The organism is Herbidospora daliensis (genome assembly GCF_001570585.1).
GTDB classification, from domain to species: Bacteria; Actinomycetota; Actinomycetes; order Streptosporangiales; family Streptosporangiaceae; genus Herbidospora; species Herbidospora daliensis.
Genome location: NZ_BBXF01000002.1, coordinates 809,913 through 832,413 on the forward strand (window position 1 = coordinate 809,913; position 22,501 = coordinate 832,413).

A 22,501-nucleotide genomic window follows, 5' to 3' on the forward strand; every position below is an offset into this window, starting at 1 on the left:
TGCGGTGACTCTGATGGTCACAGCCCTTGATTACGAAGGGATCGCGTTGATTATGCGTTTTTGAGGCTTTCGATGGCTTCGGTCAGGCCGATTTCCAAATAGCGGATGTCGTCGGTCGCGACCAGCATCGTCGCGCCGCCCACGATGGCTCCGATGATCTGGGTCGCCGCGCGCTCTGCGTCGGCGTCGGGCCGGACCGATCGCACGCCGTCGGCGACGTGGCGGTGCCAGCGGGCGTACATGCCCGTGATGATGCCTTCGACCGCCGGGTCGGCCAGGCCCAGTTGGGCCGTCAGCGCCGACAACGGGCAGCGGCGGCGCTGGGCGGCGTAGCGGGCGATCACGCGGTCGCGCCAGGCCTCCCACTGCGCCCAGGAGGTCAGGTCGCTCAGGTAGGGCTCCTGCTCCGCGAGGACGAGTTCGGCCTCGTGGGCGGCCACGGCGAGCAGCATGTCGGCTTTGCCGTCGGGGAAGTAGTGGAAGATCTGGCTCTTGCTCGTGGTGGTCGCGGCCCGGATGTCGTCGAGGCCCACGTTGGCGGGGCCGTGGTCGCGGATGAGCTTGGCGGCGCCTTCGACGATTCGCTGCCGGGTGGCGGCGCCCTTCGGAGTCAGTGCTCTCACCTGGGTACTCTAGCAAAAAGTGAACTTGACAGTCCATTTTTGGAGTGGCATTTTGGACCGCACAGTCCAATCCACGGAAGGAACCTCAGATGGACCTGCAGCTCACCGGCAAGCGCGCCCTGGTGACCGGATCGACCGGCGGCCTCGGCGCGGAGATCGCCCGCACCCTCGCCGCCGAGGGGGTGACGGTGGTCGTCCACGGAAGGGATCGGGCGCGGGCCGAGGCGCTCGCCGAGGAGATCGGCGGGACCGTCGCGATCGGCGACCTCGCGACCGACGAGGGCGCCGACGCCGTGGCGGAGGCGGCCAAGGAGGTCGACATCCTCGTCAACAACCTGGGCGTCTTCGACCCCTCGCTGACCTGGGACGTGCTGACGGCCGACGACTGGAACGACATCTACAACGTCAACGTCGTCGCGTCGGTACGGATGATCAAGAGGTTCGTCCCGGGCATGAAGGAGCGGGGCTGGGGGCGGGTCATCCAGATCAGCAGCGCCCTCTCCGACCACCCGATGGACACCCAGCCCCACTACGCCGCGACCAACGCCGCCCGCAACAACCTGGCCGCCTCGCTCTCCCGGGAGCTGAAGGACTCGGGGGTCACCTCGAACGCGGTGGCCGCCGGCGGCATCCTCACGCCGAGCGCGAAGGTCCGGCTCACCGAGCTCGGGCGGCAGTCGGGCTGGGGCGAGACCTGGGAGGAGATGGCCGAGACCGCCGGCCGCCGCCTCACCACCATGGTCGACGTCGGCCGGATCGGCCTGCCGGAGGAGTACGCCGGCATGGTGACCTTCCTGGCCAGCCCGCGCTCGAACTACGTCACCGGCGCGACGTTGCGGGTCGACGGGGGATGGCACTGATCGATACCGCTTGACGGAGATTCCCCTATTTCCTACATTAAAAGTAGGAAACTGAGAGGTGATCTCCGTGCGCCGGTTCCGCGCCCCCCTAGCCGCACTACTCCTACTTCCGCTGCTCGCCGCCTGCGGCGGGACCAGCGCACCCGAGCAGGCCCCGGCCGGCCCGCCCGCCAAGGGCGGCTCGCTCGTCTTCGGCGTCAACACCGAGCCGGCCAACCTCGACCCCCACGCCAGCCCGCAGGACGTCACCGGCCTGTTTACCCGGCCCGTGCTCGACTCCCTGGTCGCCCTCGACGACAAGGGCGACGTCCACCCGTGGCTGGCCAGCTCGTGGGAGATCTCCGACGACCAGCTGACCTACACCTTCAAGCTCCGGACCGGGGTGAAGTTCAGCGACGGCACGCCCTTCGACGCCGCCGCCGTGAAGACCAACCTCGACCACATCGTCGACCCGGCGACCAAGTCGCAGCTGGCGGCCGCGGCGTTCGGGCCGTACGAGAAGAGCACCGTCGTCGACCCGCAGACCATCGAGGTCACGTTCAAGGAGGCCTATTCGCCCTTCCTGGCGGCGCTCGCCACCGCCTACTTCGGCATCCAGTCGCCCAGGCAGCTGGCGCTCGGGCCCGAGGCGCTGGCCAAGAAGGTCGTCGGGACGGGCCCGTTCGTCATCGACGCCTACGTGCCGCACCAAGGCATCACCTACCGCCGCAACCCCGACTACGACTGGGCGCCCCCGATCGCCAAGCACTCCGGGCCGGCCCACCTCGAACGCCTGGAGTTCAAGGTCATCGTCGAGGACGCCGTCAGGCTCGGGGCGCTGACCAGCGGGCAGATCGACGCCATCGCGAGCGTGCCGCCGGTCAACGTCAAGCAGGTCGAGGCCGACCCCAAGCTGACCGTCCTCCGCAAGCAGGCCCCGGGCGGGAACTACAACTACTACCCGAACAACGAGAAGGGGGTCTTCGCCGACCAGAAGGTCCGGCAGGCCTTCCGCGACGGCATCGACTTCGCCACCGTCGTCGAGAAGCTCTACTTCGGCGCCTTCGACCCGGCGTCCAGCGCGATCTCCCCGGCGACGGCCGGATACGACAAGACCACCGAGACGCAGTGGACGTACGACCCCGAAGGGGCCGCCCGGCTGCTCGACGAGGCCGGCTGGTCGGCCAGGGACGCCGAGGGCTACCGCACCAAGGACGGCCGGCGGCTGACGGTGAAGTGGCCGTTCCTCAAGGCGCTGGCCCGGGAGCAGCGCGGCACGCTGGCCGAACAGGTGCAGGCCGAGGCCAAGAAGGCCGGGTTCGACGTCCAGTTCGTCGACGTCACGCCCGCCGACTTCACCCCCAAGGCGCTGGCCGGCGACTACGACCTCATCGACTTCAGCTGGCAGCGGGCCGACGGCGACGCGCTGCGCAACCTGTTCGCCATCTCCAACATCCCCCGCCCCGACTTCTTCGGCCAGAACCTGGCCCGCTGGCACGACCCCGAGACCGACGGCTGGCTGACCGGCGCGCTGCGCACCACCGACCCGGCCGAACGGGCCGCGCTCTACGCCAAGGTCCAGCAGAAGGCCAACACGAACGCCACGATCGTCCCGGTCTACGTCTTCACCTACCTGCTGGGCGCCTCGAAGCACGTCCAGGACGTCACCTTCGAGCCGCAGGCGTTCCCGACCTTCTACGACGCCTGGGTGTCGAAGGCATGATCCGCCGCATCCTCACCCGGCTCGGCACCTCGGTGCTGGTGCTCTGGGGGGCGGTGACGGTCTCCTTCACCGCCCTGCACCTGACGCCCGGCAACGTGGTCGACGTGCTGATCGGCAGCAGCGTCGTGACCCCCGAGGTGCGGGCCCGCATCATCGCCGACTACGGGCTCGACGAGCCCCTGGTCGTCCAGTACGCCACCTACCTGGGGCGCGTGCTGCGGGGCGACCTCGGGCGGTCGTACCAGCTGCACGAGCCGGTCGTCTCGGCGATCGGGGCGCAGCTCGGGCCGTCGTTGCAGCTCGCGGGGGTCTCGCTGCTGGTCGCGGTCGTGGTGTCGACGACGCTCGCGGTGCTGACCGCGCGGCGCAGGCCGTGGATCAGGGGGTTGTCGTCGGGCCTGGAGCTCGTCGGGGTGTCGATCCCGACGTTCTGGACCGCGATCCTGCTGCTGACGATCTTCTCGTTCCAGCTCGGCTGGTTCCCCGCCGTGGGCGCCGACGGCCCCGCCGCGCTGGTGCTGCCGGTCATCGCGGTCGCGCTGCCGATCACGACCCTGCTCACCCAGATGATGCGCGAGGGCCTGGAACTCGTGCTGGAACAGCCCTTCGTGCTGACCGCCCGCACCCGCGGCATGTCGGACCTCGGGGTGCGGCTCCGGCACGCGCTGCGGCACGTGCTGGTGCCGACCGTGACGCTGATCGGCTGGCTGGTCGGCCTGACGGTCGGCGCGATGGTCGCGGTCGAGCAGATCTTCTCCCGTCCGGGCGTCGGCCAGCTCACCCTGACCGCCGTCGGCGGCAAGGACCTGCCGATCGTGATGGGCGTGGTGCTGCTCACCGCGGTCCTGTACGTCGTCGTCAACGTCGTCGTCGACCTGCTCTACCTCCTCATCGACCCCCGGCTGCGGGGTGCCGCGTGAAGGTCTTCGCCGTCGCCTTCCTGGCCCTGGTCACGCTGGCCGCGCTCGCGCCCTCCCTGCTCACCGGAGGCGTCACCCCCGACGCCGCCGACGCGCTCGCCGCCCTCCAGGGGCCCAGCGCCGACCACCCGCTCGGCACCGACGCCAACGGCCGCGACGTCCTCACCCGCATCGTGTACGGAGCCGCGCCCTCCCTGCTGGCCGGGCTCGGCGCGACGGCCCTGGCGGTGGTCGTCGGCACCGCGCTCGGGCTGCTGGCCGCCCTCGGCGGGCGGGTCGTCGACGAGATCGTGATCCGCCTGGTCGAGATCGTGTTGTCGCTGCCGACCCTGCTGCTGGCGCTGCTCGTCATCACCGTCACCGGGCCGGGCACGGTCAACGTGATCTTCGCCATCGCCCTCTACACCGCGCCCGGCTACGCCCGGCTGGTGCGCGCCCAGACCATGGTGATCCGCAACGCGGGGTTCGTCGAGGCGGCCGTCTCGCTCGGGCTCGGCAGGGGCCGGATCATCACCCGGCACGTGCTGCCCAACGCGTTCGAGCCGCTGGCCGTGCTGGCCACCATCGAGGTCGGCACCGCCCTGGTGGCCGCCGCCTCGCTCAGCTACCTCGGGCTGGGGCCGCAACCGCCCGCGCCCGAATGGGGGGCGATGCTCTCGGCCGGACGCGACTACTTCTCGGTCGCCTGGTGGATCGCCGTCTTCCCCGGCGTGGCCATCACGCTGACCGTCCTGTCCGTCACCGTCGTCGGGCGGCGGTTGCAGCGGAGGATCGTATGAGCATCCCCGTCGTCGAGGTGACCGACCTGCACGTGAGCTTCCCGGGCGTGCACGCCGTCAGGGGCGTCTCGCTCGCCGTCCACCCGGGCGAGTGCGTGGCCGTCGTGGGCGAGTCGGGGTCGGGCAAGAGCGTCACCGCGCGCACCCTCCTCGGGCTGACCGGCGAGGAGGCGACCGTCACCGCCGGGCGGCTGGCGATCGAGGGCGTGGACGCGTCGGGCTTCCGCGAACGCCAGTGGCGGTCGATCCGGGGACGCGTGATCGGCTACGTCCTCCAAGATGCGCTGGTCTCGCTCGACGCGCTCCGCCCGGTCGGCAGGGAGATCGCCGAGACGCTGAAGCTGCACCGCGCCGCGCCCCGGCCCGAGATCCCCGGCCGGGTGCTCGACCTGCTGACCGAGGTCGGCGTGCCCGAGCCGACGGTCCGGGCCCGGCAGTATCCCCACGAACTGTCCGGCGGCCTGCGGCAGCGGGCCCTGATCGCCTCGGCCATCGCGTGCGGGCCCCGGCTGCTCATCGCCGACGAGCCGACCACCGCGCTCGACGTCACCGTGCAGGCGCAGATCCTCCGGCTGCTGGCCGAACGCAAACAGGCCGGTCAGGCGCTGCTGCTGATCAGCCACGACCTCGCGGTGGTGGCCGAGCTCGCCGACCGGATCCTCGTCATGAAGGACGGTGTCGTCGTCGAGGACGGCCCGGCCCGGCGGGTGCTCGGGGCGCCGGAGCACGCGTACACCAAGAGCCTGCTCGCCGCCGTGCCGCGGCCGGGCAACCGCACCACCGTGCCCGGTGACGTGGTGATCAGGGCCGAGGGCCTGGTCAAGGCGTTCAAGGGGAGGACCGCCGTCGACGGGGTCTCCTTCGAGCTGCGGGCCGGGCAGACGCTCGGCGTCGTCGGCGAGTCGGGCTCGGGCAAGACGACGACGGCCCGGCTGGTGCTCGGCCTGCTCAAACCCGACCGGGGGACCGTCGAGGTCGACCGGCGGCAGACGCAGGTCGTCTACCAGGACCCGCTCAGTTCCTTCGACCCCCGGTTCTCGGTACGCCGCATCATCGACGAAGCCCTGGAGGTCGGCGGCACCCCCCGGCACGAACGCCGCAGACGGGCGGTCGAGCTGCTCGAACAGGTGGGGCTCGACGAGAGCGTGCTCGACCGGCGGCCGCTGAAACTGTCCGGCGGGCAACGCCAGCGGGTGGCCATCGCCCGCGCGCTGGCCCCCCGCCCCCGGGTGATCGTCTGCGACGAGCCGGTGTCGGCGCTCGACGTGTCGATCCAGGCCCAGGTGCTCGACCTGCTCACCGGGCTGCAGGCCGAACTCGGGCTCGCCTACCTGTTCATCTCGCACCACCTCGGGGTGGTGCACCACGTCAGCGACCACGTGCTGGTGCTGAAGGACGGCCGGGCCGTCGAGTCGGGCGACGTACACCAGATCTTCACGGCGCCGGCCGACCCGTACACCCGGGAACTGCTCGCCGCCGTGCCAGGAGGGCACCATGACCAAACAGATCCATCTCGCCGCGCACTTCCCGGGCGTGAACAACACGACCGTCTGGTCCGACCCCAGGTCGGGTAGCCAGATCGACTTCGACTCCTTCAAGCACCTGGCGCAGACCGCCGAACGGGGCAGGTTCGACTTCTTCTTCCTGGCCGAAGGGCTGCGGCTGCGCGAGATGAAGGGCCGCATCCACGACCTCGACGTCGTCGGGCGGCCCGAGTCGCTGACCGTGTTGTCGGCCCTGTCGGCCGTGACCACCCACCTCGGCCTGGCGGCGACCGTCAACTCCACCTTCAACGAGCCCTACGAGGTGGCCCGGCGGCTGGCCACCCTCGACCACCTGTCGGGCGGCCGGGCCGCCTGGAACGTCGTGACCAGCTGGGACGCCTTCACCGGCGAGAACTTCCGGCGCGGCGGATACCTGGCTGAGACCGACCGGTACACCCGCGCCAGGGAGTTCCTGCAGACCGCCCGCGAACTGTGGGACTCCTGGGCCCCCGACGCGCTGCCGAGGTCGGACGGGCGGTTCGCCCGGCCCGGCGGCATCGGCTCCTTCGAGCACACGGGTCAGCACTTCGACATCCGCGGCCGGTTCGACGTGCCCCGGCCGCCGCAGGGCCACCCGGTGATCATCCAGGCCGGCGACTCGGAGGAGGGCCGCGAGTTCGCCGCCGCCTCCGCCGACGTCATCTTCAGCCGGCACAGCAGGCTGGACGAGGGACGCGTCTTCTACCGCGACGTCAAGAGCCGCCTCGCGAAGTACGGCCGCACCGCCGACGACCTGAAGATCCTCCCGGCCGTCACCTACGTGCTGGGCGACACCCAGGAGGAGGCCGAGGAACGCGCGGCCGAGATCCGCCGCGCCCAGGTCGGCCCGCGGACCGCGATCCTGTTCCTGGAGGCGATCTGGGGCCGCGACCTGTCCGGGTACGACCCCGACGGCCCCCTCCCCGACGTCGAGCCCGACCTGGAGACGGACGTCTCGAAGGGCCGGGCCCAGTTCCGCCGCGACCGCGCCGAGACGGCGGCCAAGTGGCGGGCGCTGGCCGAGGAGAAGAACCTCTCCATCCGCGAACTCGTCATCGAGACGGCCGCGCCGCAGACCTTCGTCGGCACCGCGCGCTCGGTCGCCGCGGAGATCGACCGGTTCGTGCAGACCGACGCCGCCGACGGCTTCATCTTCGTGCCCCACCTCACCCCGGGCGGCCTCGACGACCTCGTGGACCAGGTCGTGCCGCTGCTCCAGGAGAAGGGCGTCCACCGGACCGACTACACCGGCCCGACCCTGCGCCACCACCTCGGACTGAAGGAGCTCTCATGAGCCTGCACCTCGCCGTCGCCCTCGACGGCGCCGGCTGGCATCCGGCCGCCTGGCGGGCCGAAGGGGCCCAACCCGACCGGCTGTTCACCGCCGGATACTGGGCCGACCTGGTCATCGAGGCCGAACGCGGCCTGCTCGACTGGGTCACCTTCGAAGACTCCCTCAGCCTGCAGTCGTCCCGGCACGACCAGGTGCTCGGGCGGCTCGACGCCGTGCTGCTGGCCGCAGCGGTCGCGCCGCTGACCTCGAAGATCGGCCTGATCCCGACGACCAGCGTGACCCACACCGAGCCGTTCCACGTGGCGATCGGCATCGCCTCGCTCGACTACGCCAGCAAGGGCCGCGCGGGCTGGCGTCCGCGTGTGTCCGGGCGTCCCGACGAGGCGGCCCATTTCGGCCGCCGGGAGGTCCCGGACCTGGACGCCCTGTTCCGTGAGGCGGCCGACGCCGTCGAGGTGGTGCGCCGCCTCTGGGACAGCTGGGAGGACGACGCCGAGATCCGCGACGCCGCGACCGGCCGCTTCATCGACCGCGACCGGCTGCACTACATCGACTTCCAGGGTGAGTTCTTCTCGGTCAAGGGCCCGTCGATCACCCCGCGCCCGCCCCAGGGCCAGCCGCTCGTCACCGCGCTGGGCCACTCGACCACGCCCTACGAGTTCGCCGCCGCGAACGCCGACGTCCTGTACGTCACCCCGGCCGACCGCGACGACGCCCGCCGGATCGCCGGGGAGGTCAGGGAGCTCAACCCCGGTCTGAAGGTCTTCGCCGACCTGGTCGTCTTCCTCGGCGACCACAAGGCCCGCCTCGACGACCTCGACGGCGCGCCGCTGGAGTCGGACGCCCACGTCTTCGAGGGCACCCCCGCCGAACTCGCCGACCTGCTGCTCGACTGGGGCTTCGAGGGCTACCGGCTGCGTCCGGGCGTGCTGCCGCACGACCTGACCGCCATCACCCGGGGCCTGGTGCCCGAGCTCCAGGCGCGGGGGGCGTTCCGGACCGCGTACGAGGCCCCCGACCTGCGTGGACGTCTCGGGCTCGGCCGTCCGGCCAGCCGGTACGCGAGGGTGTCGTGAAGTTCCTCGCCCTCACGCTGGGCTTCCACACCGACCCCGGCATTCCGGTCGAGCGGCGGTTCCGCGAGATCGTCGACAGCGCGGTCGTGGCCGAGGAACTGGGCTTCGACGGGTTCGCGTTCGGGGAACGCCACGAACGCCCGTTCCTGTCGTCGTCGCCGACGGTCGTGCTGAGCCACATCGCCGCCAAGACGTCGACGATCCGGTTGTTCACCGCCGTCACCACGCTCGCGCTGCTCGACCCGGTCAGGGCGTTCGAGGACTACTCCACCCTCGACCACCTGTCGGGTGGCCGGCTGGAACTGATCATCGGCAAGGGCAACGGCACCGCGCAGGCCGAACTGTTCCACGTCACCGAGGCCGACCAGTGGGACCGCAACCGCGAGGGCTACGAACTGTTCCGCCGCCTCTGGCGGGAAGATCGGGTGACCTGGTCGGGCCGGTTCCGTCCGCCGCTCGTCGACGCCGAGGTGCTGCCCCGCCCGTTCCAGCGGCCGGTCAGGGTCTGGCACGGCAGCGCCACCAGCCGCGAGTCGGTCGACCTGGCCGCCTCCTACGGCGACCCGCTGTTCTCCGCGAACGTCTCGAACCCGGTCGAGCCGTACGCCGACCTCGTCGCCCACTACCGGGAACGCTGGGAGCACCACGGCCACGACCCGAAGGACGCCGTGGTCGGCGCCGGCACGGCCGGCTACTACGGCGCCCCGAAGTCGCAGGACGCGATCGAGACGTACCGGCCGATCTTCGACGCGCGGCTGAAGTTCTTCGCCCAGCGCGGCCTCGACCCGGTCTTCCACAGCCTGGAGGACGCCATCGAGCGCAGCTCGATCCTGGTCGGCAGCCCCCAGCAGATCGTCGACAAGGTCCACCGCTACCACGACCGGCTCGGCCACGAGGTGATGCACATCTCGGCCGAGGCCGACGGGCTGCCCGCCGCGAAGCACCGCGCCTCGCTCGAACTGTTCCAAGCGGAGATCGCGCCCGTGCTCCGCGCCGACATCCCCAGCAGACCCCTGGGAGGGCTCGCATGACCCGGCTGTCCATCCTCGACCTGGCCCCGATCGTCTCCGGCGGCGACGCCCGGCAGGCCCTCGCCGACACCCTCGACCTCGCCCGCGCGGCGGAGGCGGCCGGCTACCACCGCTACTGGCTGGCCGAACACCACTTCACCCCGGGCGTAGCGAGCTCCGCCCCGGCGGTGCTGATCGGCGCGGTCGCCGCCGCGACCAGCACCATCCGCGTGGGCTCGGGCGCGGTGCAGCTCGGCCACCAGACCGCGCTCGGCGTCGTCGAGCAGTTCGGCACCCTCGACGCGCTCCACCCGGGCCGCATCGACCTGGGGCTGGGCCGGTCGGGCCAGCGCGCCAAGGAGTTCAAGGACGCGCCGCCGCCACCACCCCAGGAGGCGCGGGTGGTCGACGGCCTGCTGATCCCCAAGCCGTTCTCGTTCGCCTCCATCGCCGACAAGTCGATCTTCACCCTGTGGGCGCAGCTGCTCCAGCAGCCCGGCGCGCAGTCGCCCGACTTCGCCGAGCAGGTGGACGACATCAGGGCGTTCATCGCCGGCTCCTACCGGTCGGCCGAAGGCGTCGAGGCCCACGTGAACCCGGGCGAGGGCGCGGACCTGGAGTTGTGGATCCTCGGCAGCAGCGGCGGCCAGAGCGCCCAGGTCGCGGCCGAACGCGGCCTGCCGTTCGCGGCCAACTACCACGTCGCCCCGTCGGCGGTGCTGGAGGCCGTGGACGCCTACCGCGACGCCTTCAAGCCCTCCGACCTGCACCCGAAGCCCCACGTGATGGTGTCGGCCGACGTCGTCGTGGCCGATACGGAGGCGGAGGCGAAGCGCATCGCCGCACCTTACGGCCTGTGGGTGCGCAGCATCCGTACCGGACAGGGCGCGATCCCCTTCCCCACGCCCGAGGAGGCGCTCGCGCACGAGTGGACGCCCGAAGACCGCGACCTGGTCGCCGACCGCGTCGACACCCAGTTCGTCGGCACGCCCGCCCAGGTGGCCGACCGCCTGCGCGTGCTCCGCGACGTCACCGGCGCCGACGAACTGCTCGTCACCACCATCACCCACGACCACGCCGACCGCGTCCGCTCGGCCGAACTGCTCGGCCGGGCCTGGAAGGAGCTCTCATGACCACCCGCGAGGACGAAGTCCGCGACCTGCTCACCCTGACGGGCACGACCTGGATCGACGGCGAGACCGTCGTCCCGGGCCTGCCCGGCGTGTGGACCCCGGCCGGCGGCGGCGTCGAACTGAAGGCCGGCCTCGACGACGGCCTGACCATCGACGGCGAGCCGGTCACCGGCCCGGTCGTCATCACCCCGGACGCGTCGGCCCTCCGCTACGGCCGCGTCAAGATCCAGGCCCTCGTCCGGGACGGCCTCCCGGTGATCCGCACCTGGGACCCCGACGCCGAGACCCTGCGCGCCTTCCAGGGCATCGAGTCCTACGACCACGACCCGGCGTGGATCCGCCCGGCCGTCTTCCGCACCTACGGCGAGACCCGCCCGGAGACGGTCCCCACCGCCGACGGCCGCGACCGCGACCTCCTCCTGATCGGCGACGTGGTGATCGACCTCCCGGGCGGCAGCCGCACCCTCGCGGTCACCGAGACCACGACCGGCCTGTCGGCCCAGTTCGGCGACCTGACGAACGGCGAGGAGACCTACCGCTTCCGCACCCTGCCACTGCCGTCACCGGGCCCGGACGGAAGCCTGGAGGCCGACTTCAACAGGGCGCACCTGCCGCCGTGCGCCCTGACCGACCACTTCCTCTGCTTCTTCCCCCCTCCCGGCAACCGCCTCGACGTACGGGTGACCGCAGGGGAGAAGCGCCTAGGTTCTTAGATCGGAGCCCCGAGGAGGATGCGGCCGCCGCCCGGAACTCGTGCAGCTGGTTCGAGGCCGATGCTGATCGCTTTCGTTATCGCCGCTTGCGACGATGGCCACGTCTTCTGGGATGGACGGAGTCGTGATGAGGCGATCGTTGGCTTTGGTCGTGGCCGCGCTGCTGGCCGGTGGGGTGGCCGCGCCCGCTGCGGCGGTCACGCAGACCCGGCCGCCCGACCCCGTGCGGGCCGTGCAGAAGCAGTTGCGTCAGGGGCACGGGGTGCGGATCTCCGAGCTCACCGCGATGATCGACGGGACACGCTCCACCGCTGCGGCCCGCACACGCGGTCGGGTGCAACTGAGCCCGAAGGGGCCGGTCGCCTACGACGCCACCATTTACTCCATTCTCGTTCCGGAAAGCTCCTGGCGGACCGCTCTTGGCGGGGCCGATTGGGACGACACCACGCACGTCGGCGGGGTCACGTACACGCATGAACCGCCCGGCAGTCTCCCCGACGGCAAGTCGTGGATCCGGTGGGACTGGAAGGCGCCGGAGGTCGCGGTTTTCAGCGATCAGGCGATCAACGTGTTCGATGAACGTGTTCTGCGCATTCTGCTGCGCGGGGTCACCGGCAAGGCCGTTTCCGGCGGGTATGTCTATCGCGGCGTCGTGAGCCACAAGCGGCTGGGGCTTCCTCCCACCGGTGACGTGAAAGACGAGATCCACTGGTCGCTCTGGACCGACGCCACGGGCCTGCCCACCCGGCTCCGGACCACGGACCTCGTCTATGGCCGGGAGCCGAAGATGGGCCACAGCTACGACACCCGCTTCCTCGACTGGGGGTTCCCCCTGGTCGTCACCGCGCCGCCGGCTGACCAGGTGATCGACTCGGCTGACGTGTGACGGCGACGACGGCCGGGTCCGGTACGTCGGAGCGGCCGGTTCGCGTGGGGCCGAGCCGGCTCCGCACCTGACCCAAGAAACAGGCCCTAGTCCGGGCCGAGCATCGCTGACGTGCCGCCGACCAGATGCCGTTCCACTATCTCCACGATCACCGTTTCGGCGTCGGCCCACGTCACCGGGCCGTCGTTGCGCTGGTAGGACAGGTCGGCGAAGTACGGCGTCAGCCAGGGCATCGAGTTGCGGGTGAACGAGTCGCCGATCAGCACCGTCTTCGGTTCGTACCGTGCCGCGCCCGCCCGGTCGAGCCGGTAGCGGTCGATCGTCTCCTCGCGGGGGGCGCCGAGCAGCACGCCCAGGTCTCCCTCGCGGGGTGCGCGGCCGGTGAATCGCAACCGGGTGTCGGCCGCCAGGGCCGGATCCAGGGCGTGGGCCAACTCGGCGGCGTAGGTCGCGGCGGCGCGGTCGGTCCAGTGGCTGTCGGTGCGCCAGTACGCCGGTCGCCCCGTGGTCTGCTGGAGTCGTTCCAAGGGGGTGCGCAGGTCGACGTACCCGGGGAGATCGGCTTTTTCGAGGGCGGCCCAGAATTCGGCTTTGTGCGCGTGGAGGCACTTCTGGCCGGGGAAACGCGCTGGGAGCCACTGCGGGGAGATCGTCGTCTTGTCGGGGGCGACGGTGAGGACGAAGCGTTTGCCGGCCGCCTCGACGCGTTCGGCCAGGCGGCGCAGCGCCTCCATCGTCTCGCCGATCGGGCGTTCCTGCTCGCAGGCTTCGGTCACGTCGTCGCCGAAGTAGAGCCAGCCCTGCTCGCCCTCGATGACCTTCGGGTAGCCGTGACCGTAGGCGGGGGCGTGGCCGAACACCGCTTCGGTCAGGGCGACGTTGGCGCGTACCGCCTGGTCGCGTAACGGGAGGTGGGCGGTGGCCCAACCGGTCCAGTCGCCGTCCAGGGCGGGCAGCGGGGGCAGCGGCTTGTTCTCCATCTCCACGGCGCGGGCGCCGGCGGCGAAGGCGACGGCCGGGAGGAAGAAGAACAGCAGTGCGGCCAGGCGGGTTCGCATGGGCGTCCACCTCAGAACTGGTAGTAGAGGAACGGGCTGAAGGTGCCGGCGGCGACCAGCAGGGCGGCGTAGGGGGCGGCCAGCCAGATCAGGGCCGCGCGGAGCGGGCGCGGGCCGGTCGCGACGAGCGGGCCGAGCGGGCGGGCGGGCAGGAAGACGATCAGCAGGGCCAAGGCGAAGACGGCCAGACGTTGCGGGTTGGCGGCGTGGGCGACGAACTCGTCGAGCGGGCCGGGCCGCCAGGTCACCATCGCGCCGAGCATGTTCCAGGCGGCCGGCAGGCTCTCGGCGCGGAACGGCACCCAGCCGAAGACGACCAGCAGGAACGTGATCGCGCGGCCCGGCGGAAAACGCAGCAGGCGTTCGGCGATCAGCAGAAAGCCGTGATAGAGGCCCCAGACGAGGAAGGTCCAGTCGGCGCCGTGCCACAGGCCGCACAACACGAAAATGGTGAGCAGATTGCGATAGGTCTTCCACGGGCCGTGCCGGTTGCCGCCGAGCGGAATGTAGACGTAGTCGCGGAACCATCTCGACAACGACATGTGCCAGCGACGCCAGAATTCGGTTATCGAATGCGCGGAATAGGGCCGGTCGAAGTTCTCCGGAAGCCGGAATCCGATCATCAGGCCGAGGCCGATCGCCATGTCCGAGTAGCCGGAGAAATCGAAATAGATCTGCAGTGTGTACGCCAGCGCGCCCACCCAGGCCGTCGCGGTCGACATCTCCGCGCCGGGCGCGAACGCGGCGTCGGCGATCGGCGCGAGCGAGTCGGCGATGACCACCTTCTTCGCCAGCCCGAGCGCGAACCGGGGGAAGCCGGCCGCGAGCCCGCCCTCCACGGGCTTCGAGAGCTGCCCCGAGATCTCGTGATATCTGACGATCGGACCGGCCACGAGCTGCGGGAACATCGCGATGTACGTCACGAACCCGACCACGCTGGTCTGCGCCGGCGTGCTGCGCCGGTAGACGTCCACGACATAGGAGATGTGATGGAAGGTGAAGAACGAGATGCCGATCGGCAGCGCCAGTTCGACGAGTGGCACGCCCTCCATGCCGAGGGCGCGGATCTGCTCGGTGGCGAATCCGGCGTACTTCCAGATCGCCAGAATCGACAGGTTCCACGTGACGGCCGCGACGAGCACGGCCGCGCGGTGGGGTTCGATCCGGTCGAGCACCCGGCCCGCGGCGTAGTTCACCGCGATGGCCGATAAGAGCAGCAGCGTGTACGCCCCCGCGCCCCACGCGTAGAAAACCAGGCTGGCCACCGCGACGACGCCGTTCCTGAACTTGGGCAGCAGCCAATAGGCCACCAGGGTGGCCGGCATGAAGAACCACAGGAACAGTGGTGAGGCGAATGACATCGCCGGGAGTCCACCAGCATTCTCGTAGGGGCGGCGTGACGAGAATCGGTTATGCCCCCGTTATTCGCCTTCTGACATCCTGGGCCGAATGCGGGTGCTGGTCGCCGAAGACGAACGAATGATCGCCGACGCCGTCGTGGCCGGATTGGCCGCCGAGTCGATGACCGCCGACGTCGCCTACACCGGGGCCGCCGCGCTGACCCTGCTCGCCGCCCGCGACTACGACGTGCTGGTGCTCGACCGCGACCTGCCGGACGTGCACGGCGACGAGATCTGCCGCGCGGTCGCCGGGAGCGTGCGGGTGCTGATGCTGACCGCGCTGGGCGGCGTCCACGACCGGATCGCCGGGCTCGCCCTGGGAGCCGACGACTACCTGCCGAAACCGTTCGCGTTCGCCGAACTGGTGGCCCGGGTGCGCGCCCTCGGCCGCCGTTCGGGCCCCGCCGACCCGCCGGTGTTGCGGCGCGGCGATCTGAGCCTCGACTCGGCCCACCGGCAGGTGTTCCGGGGCGGGCGGTACGTGCCGCTTGCGCGCAAGGAGTACGGCGTGCTGGCCGTGCTGCTGCGGGCGCGTGGCGGCGTGGTGTCGGCCGAGGAACTCCTGGAGAAGGTGTGGGACGAACAGACCGACCCGTTCACCAACACGGTGCGGACCACGATGATGAAACTCCGCCGCAAGCTGGGCGAACCGGCGGTCATCGAGACCGTGCCCGGCGTCGGCTACCGCCTGCCCTGAGCATCAGGGCCCGCATGGCGCTGCTGTTCGGCGGGGTGATGCTGCTCATCGGCGCGGCCCTGCTGACCTGCGTGTTCCTCGTCGTGCAGAGCACGATGGGCCCGCTGCCGCAGGAGACGACGACGCTGGTCTTCTCCTCCGACGGCGGCGGCCCGTCGTTGTCGGGCCTCTACGAGCAGGCGGTCAAGCGCGTCTATCTGGAGCAGACCCAGGAGCGGGTGCGCGGCTTCGGCGGCCTGGTCGTGCTGGCCGCGACCCTGATCGCGGCGGCGGCCGGCTGGCAGGCGGCCGGGTGGGCGCTGCGCCCCGCCCGCCGGGTGACCGTCGCGGCGCGGCGGGTGGCGCTCAGCCACGACCTGACCGAACGCATCGGCTACGACGGCCCCGACGACGAGATCCGGCAGCTGGCCGACATCTTCGACGGCGTGCTCGGGCGGCTGGTCCGCGCCCAGGACGGCCAGCGCCGCTTCATCGCCAACGCCTCCCACGAGCTGCGCACCCCGCTCACCGTCAACCGGACCCTCGTCGACGTGGCCGTCCGCCGCGCCGGGGCCGGTGACGAGGTGGTGCGGCTGGGCGAGTCGCTGCTGGTCGTCAACGAACGGCACGAACGGCTCATCGACGGGCTGCTCGCGCTCGCGCAGGGGGAGCAGGCGCTGACCGACACGACCGCGTTCGACCTGGCCGACGTGGTCGACCACGTCGTCGACCTGGGCGCGGCCGAGGCCCTCGACCGCGAGGTGACGGTCGTCCACGAGGTGGCCGAAGCGCCGACTGAGGGCGATCCGGTGCTGGTGGAGCGGCTGGTGCAGAACCTGTTCGAGAACGCCGTCAGGCACAACGCCCCCGGCGGGCGGGCGTGGTTGACGACGCGGGCGGCCGGCGCCGAGGTCGAGCTGACCGTCGAGAACACCGGCCCGGTCGTGCCGGCGTACGAGGTCGAGACGATCTTCCAGCCGTTCCGGCGCCGGTCGGAGCGCGGCACCGGGCTCGGCCTGTCGATCGTGCGGGCCATCACCACCGCCCACGGCGGCACGGTCGCCGCGCGGCCCAGGGAGGACGGCGGGCTCGCGGTCACCGTACGGCTGCCGCGGACCCGGTGAACCACCACGACCGGCCTTACGTCTCTGGGGCATGAGACTGAGAACCACCCTGCTGGTGGCCCTGTTGTCGCTGGTCACGGCCTGTGGCGGCGGCGAACTCGCCGCGACCGCGGCCGAGCCGGAGCAGAACGCGCCGGCCACGCCGGTCGCGGTGCTGCGGGCCGAAGGCGGGTTCGTCACCGCCAGCACGAACGTGCTGCGCGCCCCCCGGGTCGTCGTCTACGGCGACGGCCTGGTGATCGCCGACGCGGCGTACAAGATGACCATTTCCGCGGCCGAGGTCACCCAGACCGTGGACGCGTTGAAGAAGTACCTGACCGGGCAGCCCCCCACCGCCACGCCGAAGCCGGGCGCGCCGATGGTGACCGACATCCCGGCGACGGTGCTGGGCGTCGTGGGTGACGACGGCAAGATGATCGAGGTCAAGGCCGAGGCGCTCGACCAGGTCGCCGACTTCTACCCCAAGGAGCTCGTCGACGCCAAGAAGCTCTTCGACGGCCTGGCCGCCAAGGCCGCCGAGAAGAAGGAGCCCTACACCGCCGACCGCATCCGGCTGGCCGCCGAGTCGGTGCCGACCGCCGAGGGCAAGCGCACCCCGTGGCCGGCGGGCGTGCCGGAGCCGTCGGGGCAGATCGACCCGGTGTGGCAGAAGGACCTGACGGGGGCGGAGGTCCCGGCTCTGGTCAAGGTCGCGCCGCCGGTCCCGGACGCCGGGCTGCCGATCTTCGAGACGAAGGCGGGCGTGTTCGTGTTGTCGTGGCGGTATCTGCTGCCGAACGAGTGACGTGTAAAGGCCCCGCCGGGGAGCGTGCGGCGGGGCCTTACGCCTTAGTTTGTATGGTAACCAAATCAATAACTCTATAAAAGGAAGTCCAGGAGGATCCGGCGGCTGTGCTGGGCGGGCAGGCTGCCGTAGGCGTCGTCGGGGGCGTGCTCGGCGAACGGCAAAATCTCCGTCGTCACCGGGACGCCGTGGTCCTCCAGCAGCCGGGCGAAGGCGGTCACGTCCTGGGGGCGGGCGCTGCGGTCCCGGTCTCCGACGACCAGGAGGGTCGGCATGAGGCCCGGCCGGGCGAACGTCTTCGGGGAGACCTCGCGGTAGCGGCCGGGGAACTCCGACGGGCTGCCGCCGGTGTAGAGCACCGCGGCGTTCCGGCTGCCGTCGATGTTCCGGGTCCACATCTCCGACACGTCCGTGACCGGGTAGAACCCGACCACGCTCGCCGGAGGCGGCGGGACGTCGCCGCAGCTCGACGTGATCTCCCCGGCCCGCAGACGATAGGCGGCGTTCAGGGCCAGGCCGCCACCGGCTGACATGCCGCCCATCGACAACCGGTCGACGTCGAGGTTGAAGCGGGCCGCGTTGGCGCGGGTCCAGGCCAGGGCGCAGACGAAGTCCTGCGGGGCCCTGTCCCAGGTGGGCGCGCCCGGGGCGGACAGGCGGTAGTCGACGGCGACGGCGGCCACGCCGTGGTCGGCCAGCCAGCGGCCGGTGCCGCGCAGGTCGGCGCGGTCGAAGGTGTGGAAGCCGCCCGCGTGGGCGAGCACGATCGCCGGGGTCCTGGCCGAGGCGCCGCGCGGCAGGTAGACGTCGGCCTGCAGGTCGGCGGTGAACGTCTCGGTGACGTCGGGCTTCGCGCCGGGGTAGGCGATCTGGGTGAACATCTCCGCCCACTGGACGTCGGTCCCGGCCTCGTAGGCCGCCTTGGCCTGCAGGCCCGCCACGACGACCGCCCCGGCGGTGGCGACCGAGGTGACCACGGTCAGCACGCGGCCCCACCGCCGCAGGCCCAGCCGCAGCGCCAGCAGCCCGAGCAGCAGGCCGGCCAGCCCGATCAGGGCGACGTGCAGCGGATACTGGCCGGTCAGGACCGGGCCGATGACGCCGGCCTTCGGGATCGCGGGCACGTAGCCGCCGAGGACGAGCGCCCCGGCCACGAAGGCGAGCAGCGAGGCCACGAGGGCGATCAGGATTCTGAGCATGCGAAAGAGAACTCTTGTCATGAGGGGGTTCCTTAGAAGGTCATCCGGCCGGGGGTGACCAGGCCGGTCTCATAGGCGAAGACGGCCGCCTGGGTGCGGTCGCGCAGGTGGAGCTTGGACAGGATGCGGCCGACGTGGGACTTGACGGTCTGCTCGGCCACGTGGATGGCGGCGGCGATCTCGGTGTTCGACAGGCCCCGGGCGACCAGGACCAGCACCTCGGTCTCCCGTTCGGTCAGGCCGGCGATCCGTTCGCTGACGTCGGGCAGCGGGACCCCGCCCTGCCGGGCGAACTGGCTGATCAGGCGGCGGGTCACGGTCGGCGCGAGCAGCGCGTCGCCCGCCGCGACGACCCTGACCGCCTCGGCGAGCCGGTCGCCCGAGGCGTCTTTCAGCAGGAAGCCGCCGGCTCCGGCGCGCAGCGCCTCGTAGACGTACTCGTCGAGGTCGAACGTGGTGAGGATGAGCACGCGGGCCGGGAGGGTGCGGGTGATCTCCCGGGTGGCCTCGATGCCGTTCACGCCGGGCATCCGGACGTCCATGACGATCACGTCGGGCGCCAGCTCGGCGGCCTTGGCCACGGCGTCGGCCCCGTCGACGGCCGTGCCGACCACCTCGATCCCCGGCTGGACGCCGAGCAGGATGGAGAAGCCCTCCCTGACCATGGCCTGGTCGTCGGCGATGAGCACGCGGATGGTCATGACGTCTCCGTGAGGGGCAACACGGCGCTGACGGCGAAGCCGCCGTCGGCGGTGGGGCCGGTGGTGAGGGTGCCGCCCAGCATGGCCGCGCGCTCCCGCATGCCCAGGATGCCGTGCCCGGCCCCGGCCGAGGCCCTGGGCCCGTCCTGCGGGCGGGCGTTCACGACGCCGATCCGGAGCTCGCGGTCGTCGCGGACGACCCGCACCGTGACGGCCGCGCCGGGCGCGTGCCGCATCGTGTTGGTCAGCGCCTCCTGCACGATCCGGTACGCGTTCAGCCCCACCCCGCGCGGGACGTTCGCCAGGTCGCCGGTGGTCTCCAGAGTGGCGCCCGAGGCCAGCCGGTCGAGGTCGGCCAGCGACGGCTGCGGGGCGACGCCGGGTTCGGCCCGCAACACGCCGAGCAGTCGGCGCAGCTCACCCAGCCCCTCCAGCGCGGTGGACCGGATCGTGGCGAACGCCTCGGTCAGCTCCGGCGGCGGGTCGGCGACCCGGTGGGGGCCCGCGTCCGCCTGGATCGCGATCACCGACATGTGGTGGGCGACCACGTCGTGGAGCTCCCGGGCGATCCGGGCGCGCTCTTCGAGCAGGGCCCGCTCACCTCGTTCCTCGGCGAGGGCGGCCTGAGCGTCCCGGCGGCTGCGGATCAGCCACCCGGCCGCCCCGGCCCCCGCGACCGCGACCACGGCGACCGGGCCGCCGGGCAGGACCGGCAGCACGCCGGCCGCGGTGAACAGGGCGGTCTTCCCGGTGTCGAGATTCAGGGCCAGCAGCAGCACGATCCCGGCCTGCACGAGCCATCCGTACATCGTGTCGTTGGAGCCCGGCGGATGGGTGAGCTGCACCCAGACGAGCAGCACGCTCGACGCGGCCCAGGCGGGCACCGGCCACCACAGGGCCGCGACCAGCATCGCGGCGTGCACGACGGCCACGATCTGGGCGAGCTGGTCGTCGCCCGTCATGGCCAGGAGCACGGCGGCCACGACGACCAGTGCGCGGGGAAGCGGTCCGAACCTCATGGCTCCAACGGTAGGAAGAGCGGCGGCTGGTCCGCGTCACTCTCAGGTAGGGGTGGTGGGAGTGATCCGGCAGGATGAACGGGTGGCAGCTGCGAAGGTCCTCGTCGTCGAGGACGACCCGGTCATCGGGACCGAACTGGTCGAGGCCCTCGGCGTCAACGGCTATGTCCCCGTACTGGCGGTCACCGGGCGGGCGGCCATCGAGGCCGCCCACGACGGGGCGCCCGACCTGGTGCTGCTCGACCTCGGGCTGCCCGACGTCGACGGCGTGGTGGTCTGCCGGAAGTTGCGGCTGGCCGCGCCCGAGGCGGTGATCGTCGTACTGACCGCCCGGACCGAGGAGCTCGACGTGGTGGTCGCCCTCGACGCCGGGGCCGACGACTACCTGACCAAGCCGTTCCGGCTGGCCGAGCTGATGGCCCGGTTGCGCGCCCACCTGCGGCGGCAGGCGGTGGTGTCGCCGGGACGGGCCCTGTCGGTCGGCGGGCTGCGGCTCGACGTGGCGGCCCGGCGGGCCTACCTCGACGGGATCGAGCTGTCGCTGCGGCCCAAGGAGTTCGACCTGCTCGCGGTGCTGGCCGGGCAGCCCGGCGAGGTCGTCACGCGCGAGGAGCTGATGGACCGCGTCTGGGACGAGAACTGGTTCGGCTCGACCAAGACCCTCGACGTCCACGTGTTCGCGCTGCGCCGCAAGCTGGAGGAGCCCGGCGGCAGGGCGCCCCGCATCACGACGGTCCGGGGGCGCGGCTACCGCATGGAGCCCTGACTCAGCGGCTCGGCAGCAGGAGGCTGAAGGTCGGCGGGCGGTCGCGCCGCAGGATCAGCCGGCCGCCTTCGGCCTCGGCCAGCGAGCGGGCCAGGCCCAGGCCGATGCCGTGGCCGTCGCGCGGGATGCGGCCGAAGATGTCGCGGCCCTCGGGCACGCCCTCGCCCTCGTCCGACACGTTCAGCGCGATGCCCGCCCCGACGTCGGTCACGGTCAGGGCGATCTGGCCCGCGCCGTGGCGGCGGGCGTTGTCGAGCAGGACGAGCAGGATCTGCCGGACCGCCGCCGTCGAGGCCGTCACCTCCGGGAGGTCGTCGTCGACGCGGATCGTCACCTCCTCCCAGTCGGCCCGGATCTCCGCGATCAGGACCGGCAGGTCGAGCGGGGTGTGGCCGCTGTCGCGGGAGAGGGTGACGAGGTCTTCGATGATGGTCTGCAGCCGTTCGGCCCGCGCCATGGCCTTGGCCACCTTCTCGGGCGAGGGCCGGTCGAGCGCCGACTCCAGGCCCAGCATCAGGCCGGTCACACCGGTCCGGAGCTGGTGGGACACCTCGCCGCTGAACGCCCGCTCCCGGGCCAGCACCTCGCCGAGCCGCCCGGCCGTGGCCGCGAGGGCCTCGCCCGCCTGGTCGACCTCCAGGACACCCGATTTGGGGGCCCGTACGGTGAAGTCGCCGTCGCCGAGGGCCTGCGCGGCGCCGGTGAGCCGTTCGAGGGGGATCGCCAGCCGCCGCGACAGGTAGATGGCCACGGCCGCGCCGACGCCCAGCGCGGCCAGCGCGAGGATCGCGATGAGCTGCCAGGCTTCGTACACCTCCTCGTCGACCTCCTCCGCCGGGGTCGCCACCCTGACCACGCCGGTCCCCGAAGGGATCGGGGCCGCCGCGACGTAGTCGGCGCCCTCCTCGCCCTGGTGGGGCAGGCCGTCGCGGACGGTGCGGGCCGCCAGGGGCGAGGTCGCCGGGCCGGCCCCGGCCGTGAGCCGGCCCTCCTTCGAGTAGAGGCCGATGAGGATGTCCTCGTCGTCCTCGCGGGGCAGCACCGTCGGGTCGTCGCGGAGGGCGGTGGCGTGCCGGGAGGCGCTGCGGGCCAGGTCGGAGGCGGTCCGGTCGTGGTAGCGGTCGTTCGTCAGCACCGCGAGCGGCACCGCGAACAACACGATCGCGAGGGCGGTCACCCCGAGGATCGCGGCGAGCGCGCGCTGCCGCAGCGGGGTCCCTTCGGGCGTCATGCCGGTATCGTCCCAGCTGGTAGA

The 22,501-nt window shown here is 71.8% G+C and carries 22 protein-coding genes; 15 read left to right on the top strand and 7 right to left on the bottom strand.

Annotated elements, in window-relative coordinates; translation table 11 throughout:
• Positions 1-50: 50 nt before the first annotated feature.
• Positions 51-623 (bottom strand): TetR/AcrR family transcriptional regulator, encoded by a 573-nt coding sequence (locus tag AW274_RS10195; protein WP_062430798.1) that lies wholly within the window; start codon positions 621-623, stop codon positions 51-53.
• An 89-nt stretch (positions 624-712) separates the two neighbouring features.
• Between AW274_RS10195 and AW274_RS10200 the strand changes: the two genes are divergently transcribed.
• From AW274_RS10200 to AW274_RS10250, 11 genes are all read left to right on the top strand, one after another.
• The gene (locus tag AW274_RS10200) at positions 713-1,483 is read left to right on the top strand and encodes an SDR family NAD(P)-dependent oxidoreductase (RefSeq protein ID WP_062430799.1); all 771 of its coding nucleotides are present in this window, start codon (positions 713-715) and stop codon (positions 1,481-1,483) included.
• Between the two features lie 67 nt (positions 1,484-1,550).
• Positions 1,551-3,185, top strand: a complete 1,635-nt coding sequence (locus tag AW274_RS10205) for an ABC transporter substrate-binding protein (protein WP_062431859.1) — start codon at positions 1,551-1,553, stop codon at positions 3,183-3,185.
• Entirely contained in the window at positions 3,182-4,105 is a 924-nt protein-coding gene (locus tag AW274_RS10210; RefSeq protein WP_062430800.1) for an ABC transporter permease, read from the top strand. The genes AW274_RS10205 and AW274_RS10210 overlap by 4 nt, the downstream gene beginning before the upstream one ends.
• Positions 4,102-4,884 (top strand): ABC transporter permease, encoded by a 783-nt coding sequence (locus tag AW274_RS10215; protein ID WP_062430801.1) that lies wholly within the window; start codon positions 4,102-4,104, stop codon positions 4,882-4,884. Before AW274_RS10210 ends, AW274_RS10215 begins: the two co-directional genes overlap by 4 nt.
• Positions 4,881-6,458 (top strand): dipeptide ABC transporter ATP-binding protein, encoded by a 1,578-nt coding sequence (locus tag AW274_RS10220; protein WP_062430802.1) that lies wholly within the window; start codon positions 4,881-4,883, stop codon positions 6,456-6,458. Before AW274_RS10215 ends, AW274_RS10220 begins: the two co-directional genes overlap by 4 nt.
• The gene (locus AW274_RS10225) at positions 6,379-7,701 is read left to right on the top strand and encodes an NtaA/DmoA family FMN-dependent monooxygenase (RefSeq protein ID WP_063813205.1); all 1,323 of its coding nucleotides are present in this window, start codon (positions 6,379-6,381) and stop codon (positions 7,699-7,701) included. The genes AW274_RS10220 and AW274_RS10225 overlap by 80 nt, the downstream gene beginning before the upstream one ends.
• Entirely contained in the window at positions 7,698-8,777 is a 1,080-nt protein-coding gene (locus AW274_RS10230) for an LLM class flavin-dependent oxidoreductase (RefSeq protein WP_062430803.1), read from the top strand. The genes AW274_RS10225 and AW274_RS10230 overlap by 4 nt, the downstream gene beginning before the upstream one ends.
• Positions 8,774-9,808, top strand: a complete 1,035-nt coding sequence (locus AW274_RS10235; protein WP_062430804.1) for an LLM class flavin-dependent oxidoreductase — start codon at positions 8,774-8,776, stop codon at positions 9,806-9,808. The genes AW274_RS10230 and AW274_RS10235 overlap by 4 nt, the downstream gene beginning before the upstream one ends.
• Positions 9,805-10,920 carry an LLM class flavin-dependent oxidoreductase gene (locus AW274_RS10240; protein ID WP_062430805.1) on the top strand — a complete coding sequence of 372 codons (1,116 nt, stop codon included), beginning with the start codon at positions 9,805-9,807 and terminating at the stop codon, positions 10,918-10,920. The genes AW274_RS10235 and AW274_RS10240 overlap by 4 nt, the downstream gene beginning before the upstream one ends.
• Positions 10,917-11,633 carry a DUF1684 domain-containing protein gene (locus tag AW274_RS10245; protein ID WP_062430806.1) on the top strand — a complete coding sequence of 239 codons (717 nt, stop codon included), beginning with the start codon at positions 10,917-10,919 and terminating at the stop codon, positions 11,631-11,633. The genes AW274_RS10240 and AW274_RS10245 overlap by 4 nt, the downstream gene beginning before the upstream one ends.
• A 151-nt stretch (positions 11,634-11,784) precedes the next feature.
• Entirely contained in the window at positions 11,785-12,519 is a 735-nt protein-coding gene (locus AW274_RS10250) for a hypothetical protein (protein WP_157519982.1), read from the top strand.
• An 86-nt stretch (positions 12,520-12,605) separates the two neighbouring features.
• Here AW274_RS10250 and AW274_RS10255 read toward each other — a convergent pair whose 3' ends face one another.
• Together AW274_RS10255 and AW274_RS10260 are read right to left on the bottom strand one after the other, a co-directional pair.
• Positions 12,606-13,577 (bottom strand): alginate O-acetyltransferase AlgX-related protein, encoded by a 972-nt coding sequence (locus AW274_RS10255; protein ID WP_062430808.1) that lies wholly within the window; start codon positions 13,575-13,577, stop codon positions 12,606-12,608.
• An 11-nt stretch (positions 13,578-13,588) separates the two neighbouring features.
• A complete protein-coding gene (locus AW274_RS10260; RefSeq protein ID WP_062430809.1) occupies positions 13,589-14,938 on the bottom strand; it encodes an MBOAT family O-acyltransferase in 1,350 nt (449 codons plus the stop codon).
• An 88-nt stretch (positions 14,939-15,026) separates the two neighbouring features.
• On the opposite strand from AW274_RS10260, the gene AW274_RS10265 reads away from it, so the two are divergent.
• The 3 genes from AW274_RS10265 to AW274_RS10275 are packed head-to-tail and all read left to right on the top strand — an operon-like array spanning position 15,027 to position 17,561.
• Positions 15,027-15,674, top strand: a complete 648-nt coding sequence (locus tag AW274_RS10265) for a response regulator transcription factor (protein ID WP_062430810.1) — start codon at positions 15,027-15,029, stop codon at positions 15,672-15,674.
• A 14-nt stretch (positions 15,675-15,688) separates the two neighbouring features.
• A complete protein-coding gene (locus tag AW274_RS10270) occupies positions 15,689-16,777 on the top strand; it encodes a sensor histidine kinase (protein ID WP_063813207.1) in 1,089 nt (362 codons plus the stop codon).
• A 31-nt stretch (positions 16,778-16,808) separates the two neighbouring features.
• Positions 16,809-17,561 carry a hypothetical protein gene (locus tag AW274_RS10275; RefSeq protein WP_062430811.1) on the top strand — a complete coding sequence of 251 codons (753 nt, stop codon included), beginning with the start codon at positions 16,809-16,811 and terminating at the stop codon, positions 17,559-17,561.
• A 74-nt stretch (positions 17,562-17,635) separates the two neighbouring features.
• On the opposite strand, the gene AW274_RS10280 is transcribed toward AW274_RS10275, so the two are convergent.
• Genes AW274_RS10280 through AW274_RS10290 form a run of 3 tightly spaced genes read right to left on the bottom strand, consistent with a single transcriptional unit; the run spans position 17,636 to position 20,480 of the window.
• Positions 17,636-18,760 (bottom strand): alpha/beta hydrolase, encoded by a 1,125-nt coding sequence (locus AW274_RS10280; protein ID WP_062430812.1) that lies wholly within the window; start codon positions 18,758-18,760, stop codon positions 17,636-17,638.
• A 32-nt stretch (positions 18,761-18,792) separates the two neighbouring features.
• Complete coding sequence (locus AW274_RS10285) at positions 18,793-19,461, bottom strand: response regulator (protein WP_062430813.1); 669 nt, start codon at positions 19,459-19,461, stop codon at positions 18,793-18,795.
• Positions 19,458-20,480, bottom strand: a complete 1,023-nt coding sequence (locus AW274_RS10290) for a sensor histidine kinase (protein ID WP_083973970.1) — start codon at positions 20,478-20,480, stop codon at positions 19,458-19,460. The genes AW274_RS10285 and AW274_RS10290 overlap by 4 nt, the downstream gene beginning before the upstream one ends.
• 82 nt (positions 20,481-20,562) lie before the next feature.
• Between AW274_RS10290 and AW274_RS10295 the strand changes: the two genes are divergently transcribed.
• The gene (locus AW274_RS10295; RefSeq protein WP_062430815.1) at positions 20,563-21,246 is read left to right on the top strand and encodes a response regulator transcription factor; all 684 of its coding nucleotides are present in this window, start codon (positions 20,563-20,565) and stop codon (positions 21,244-21,246) included.
• Between the two features lies 1 nt (position 21,247).
• On the opposite strand, the gene AW274_RS10300 is transcribed toward AW274_RS10295, so the two are convergent.
• Positions 21,248-22,477 carry a sensor histidine kinase gene (locus AW274_RS10300; protein WP_062430816.1) on the bottom strand — a complete coding sequence of 410 codons (1,230 nt, stop codon included), beginning with the start codon at positions 22,475-22,477 and terminating at the stop codon, positions 21,248-21,250.
• Positions 22,478-22,501 lie beyond the last annotated feature (24 nt).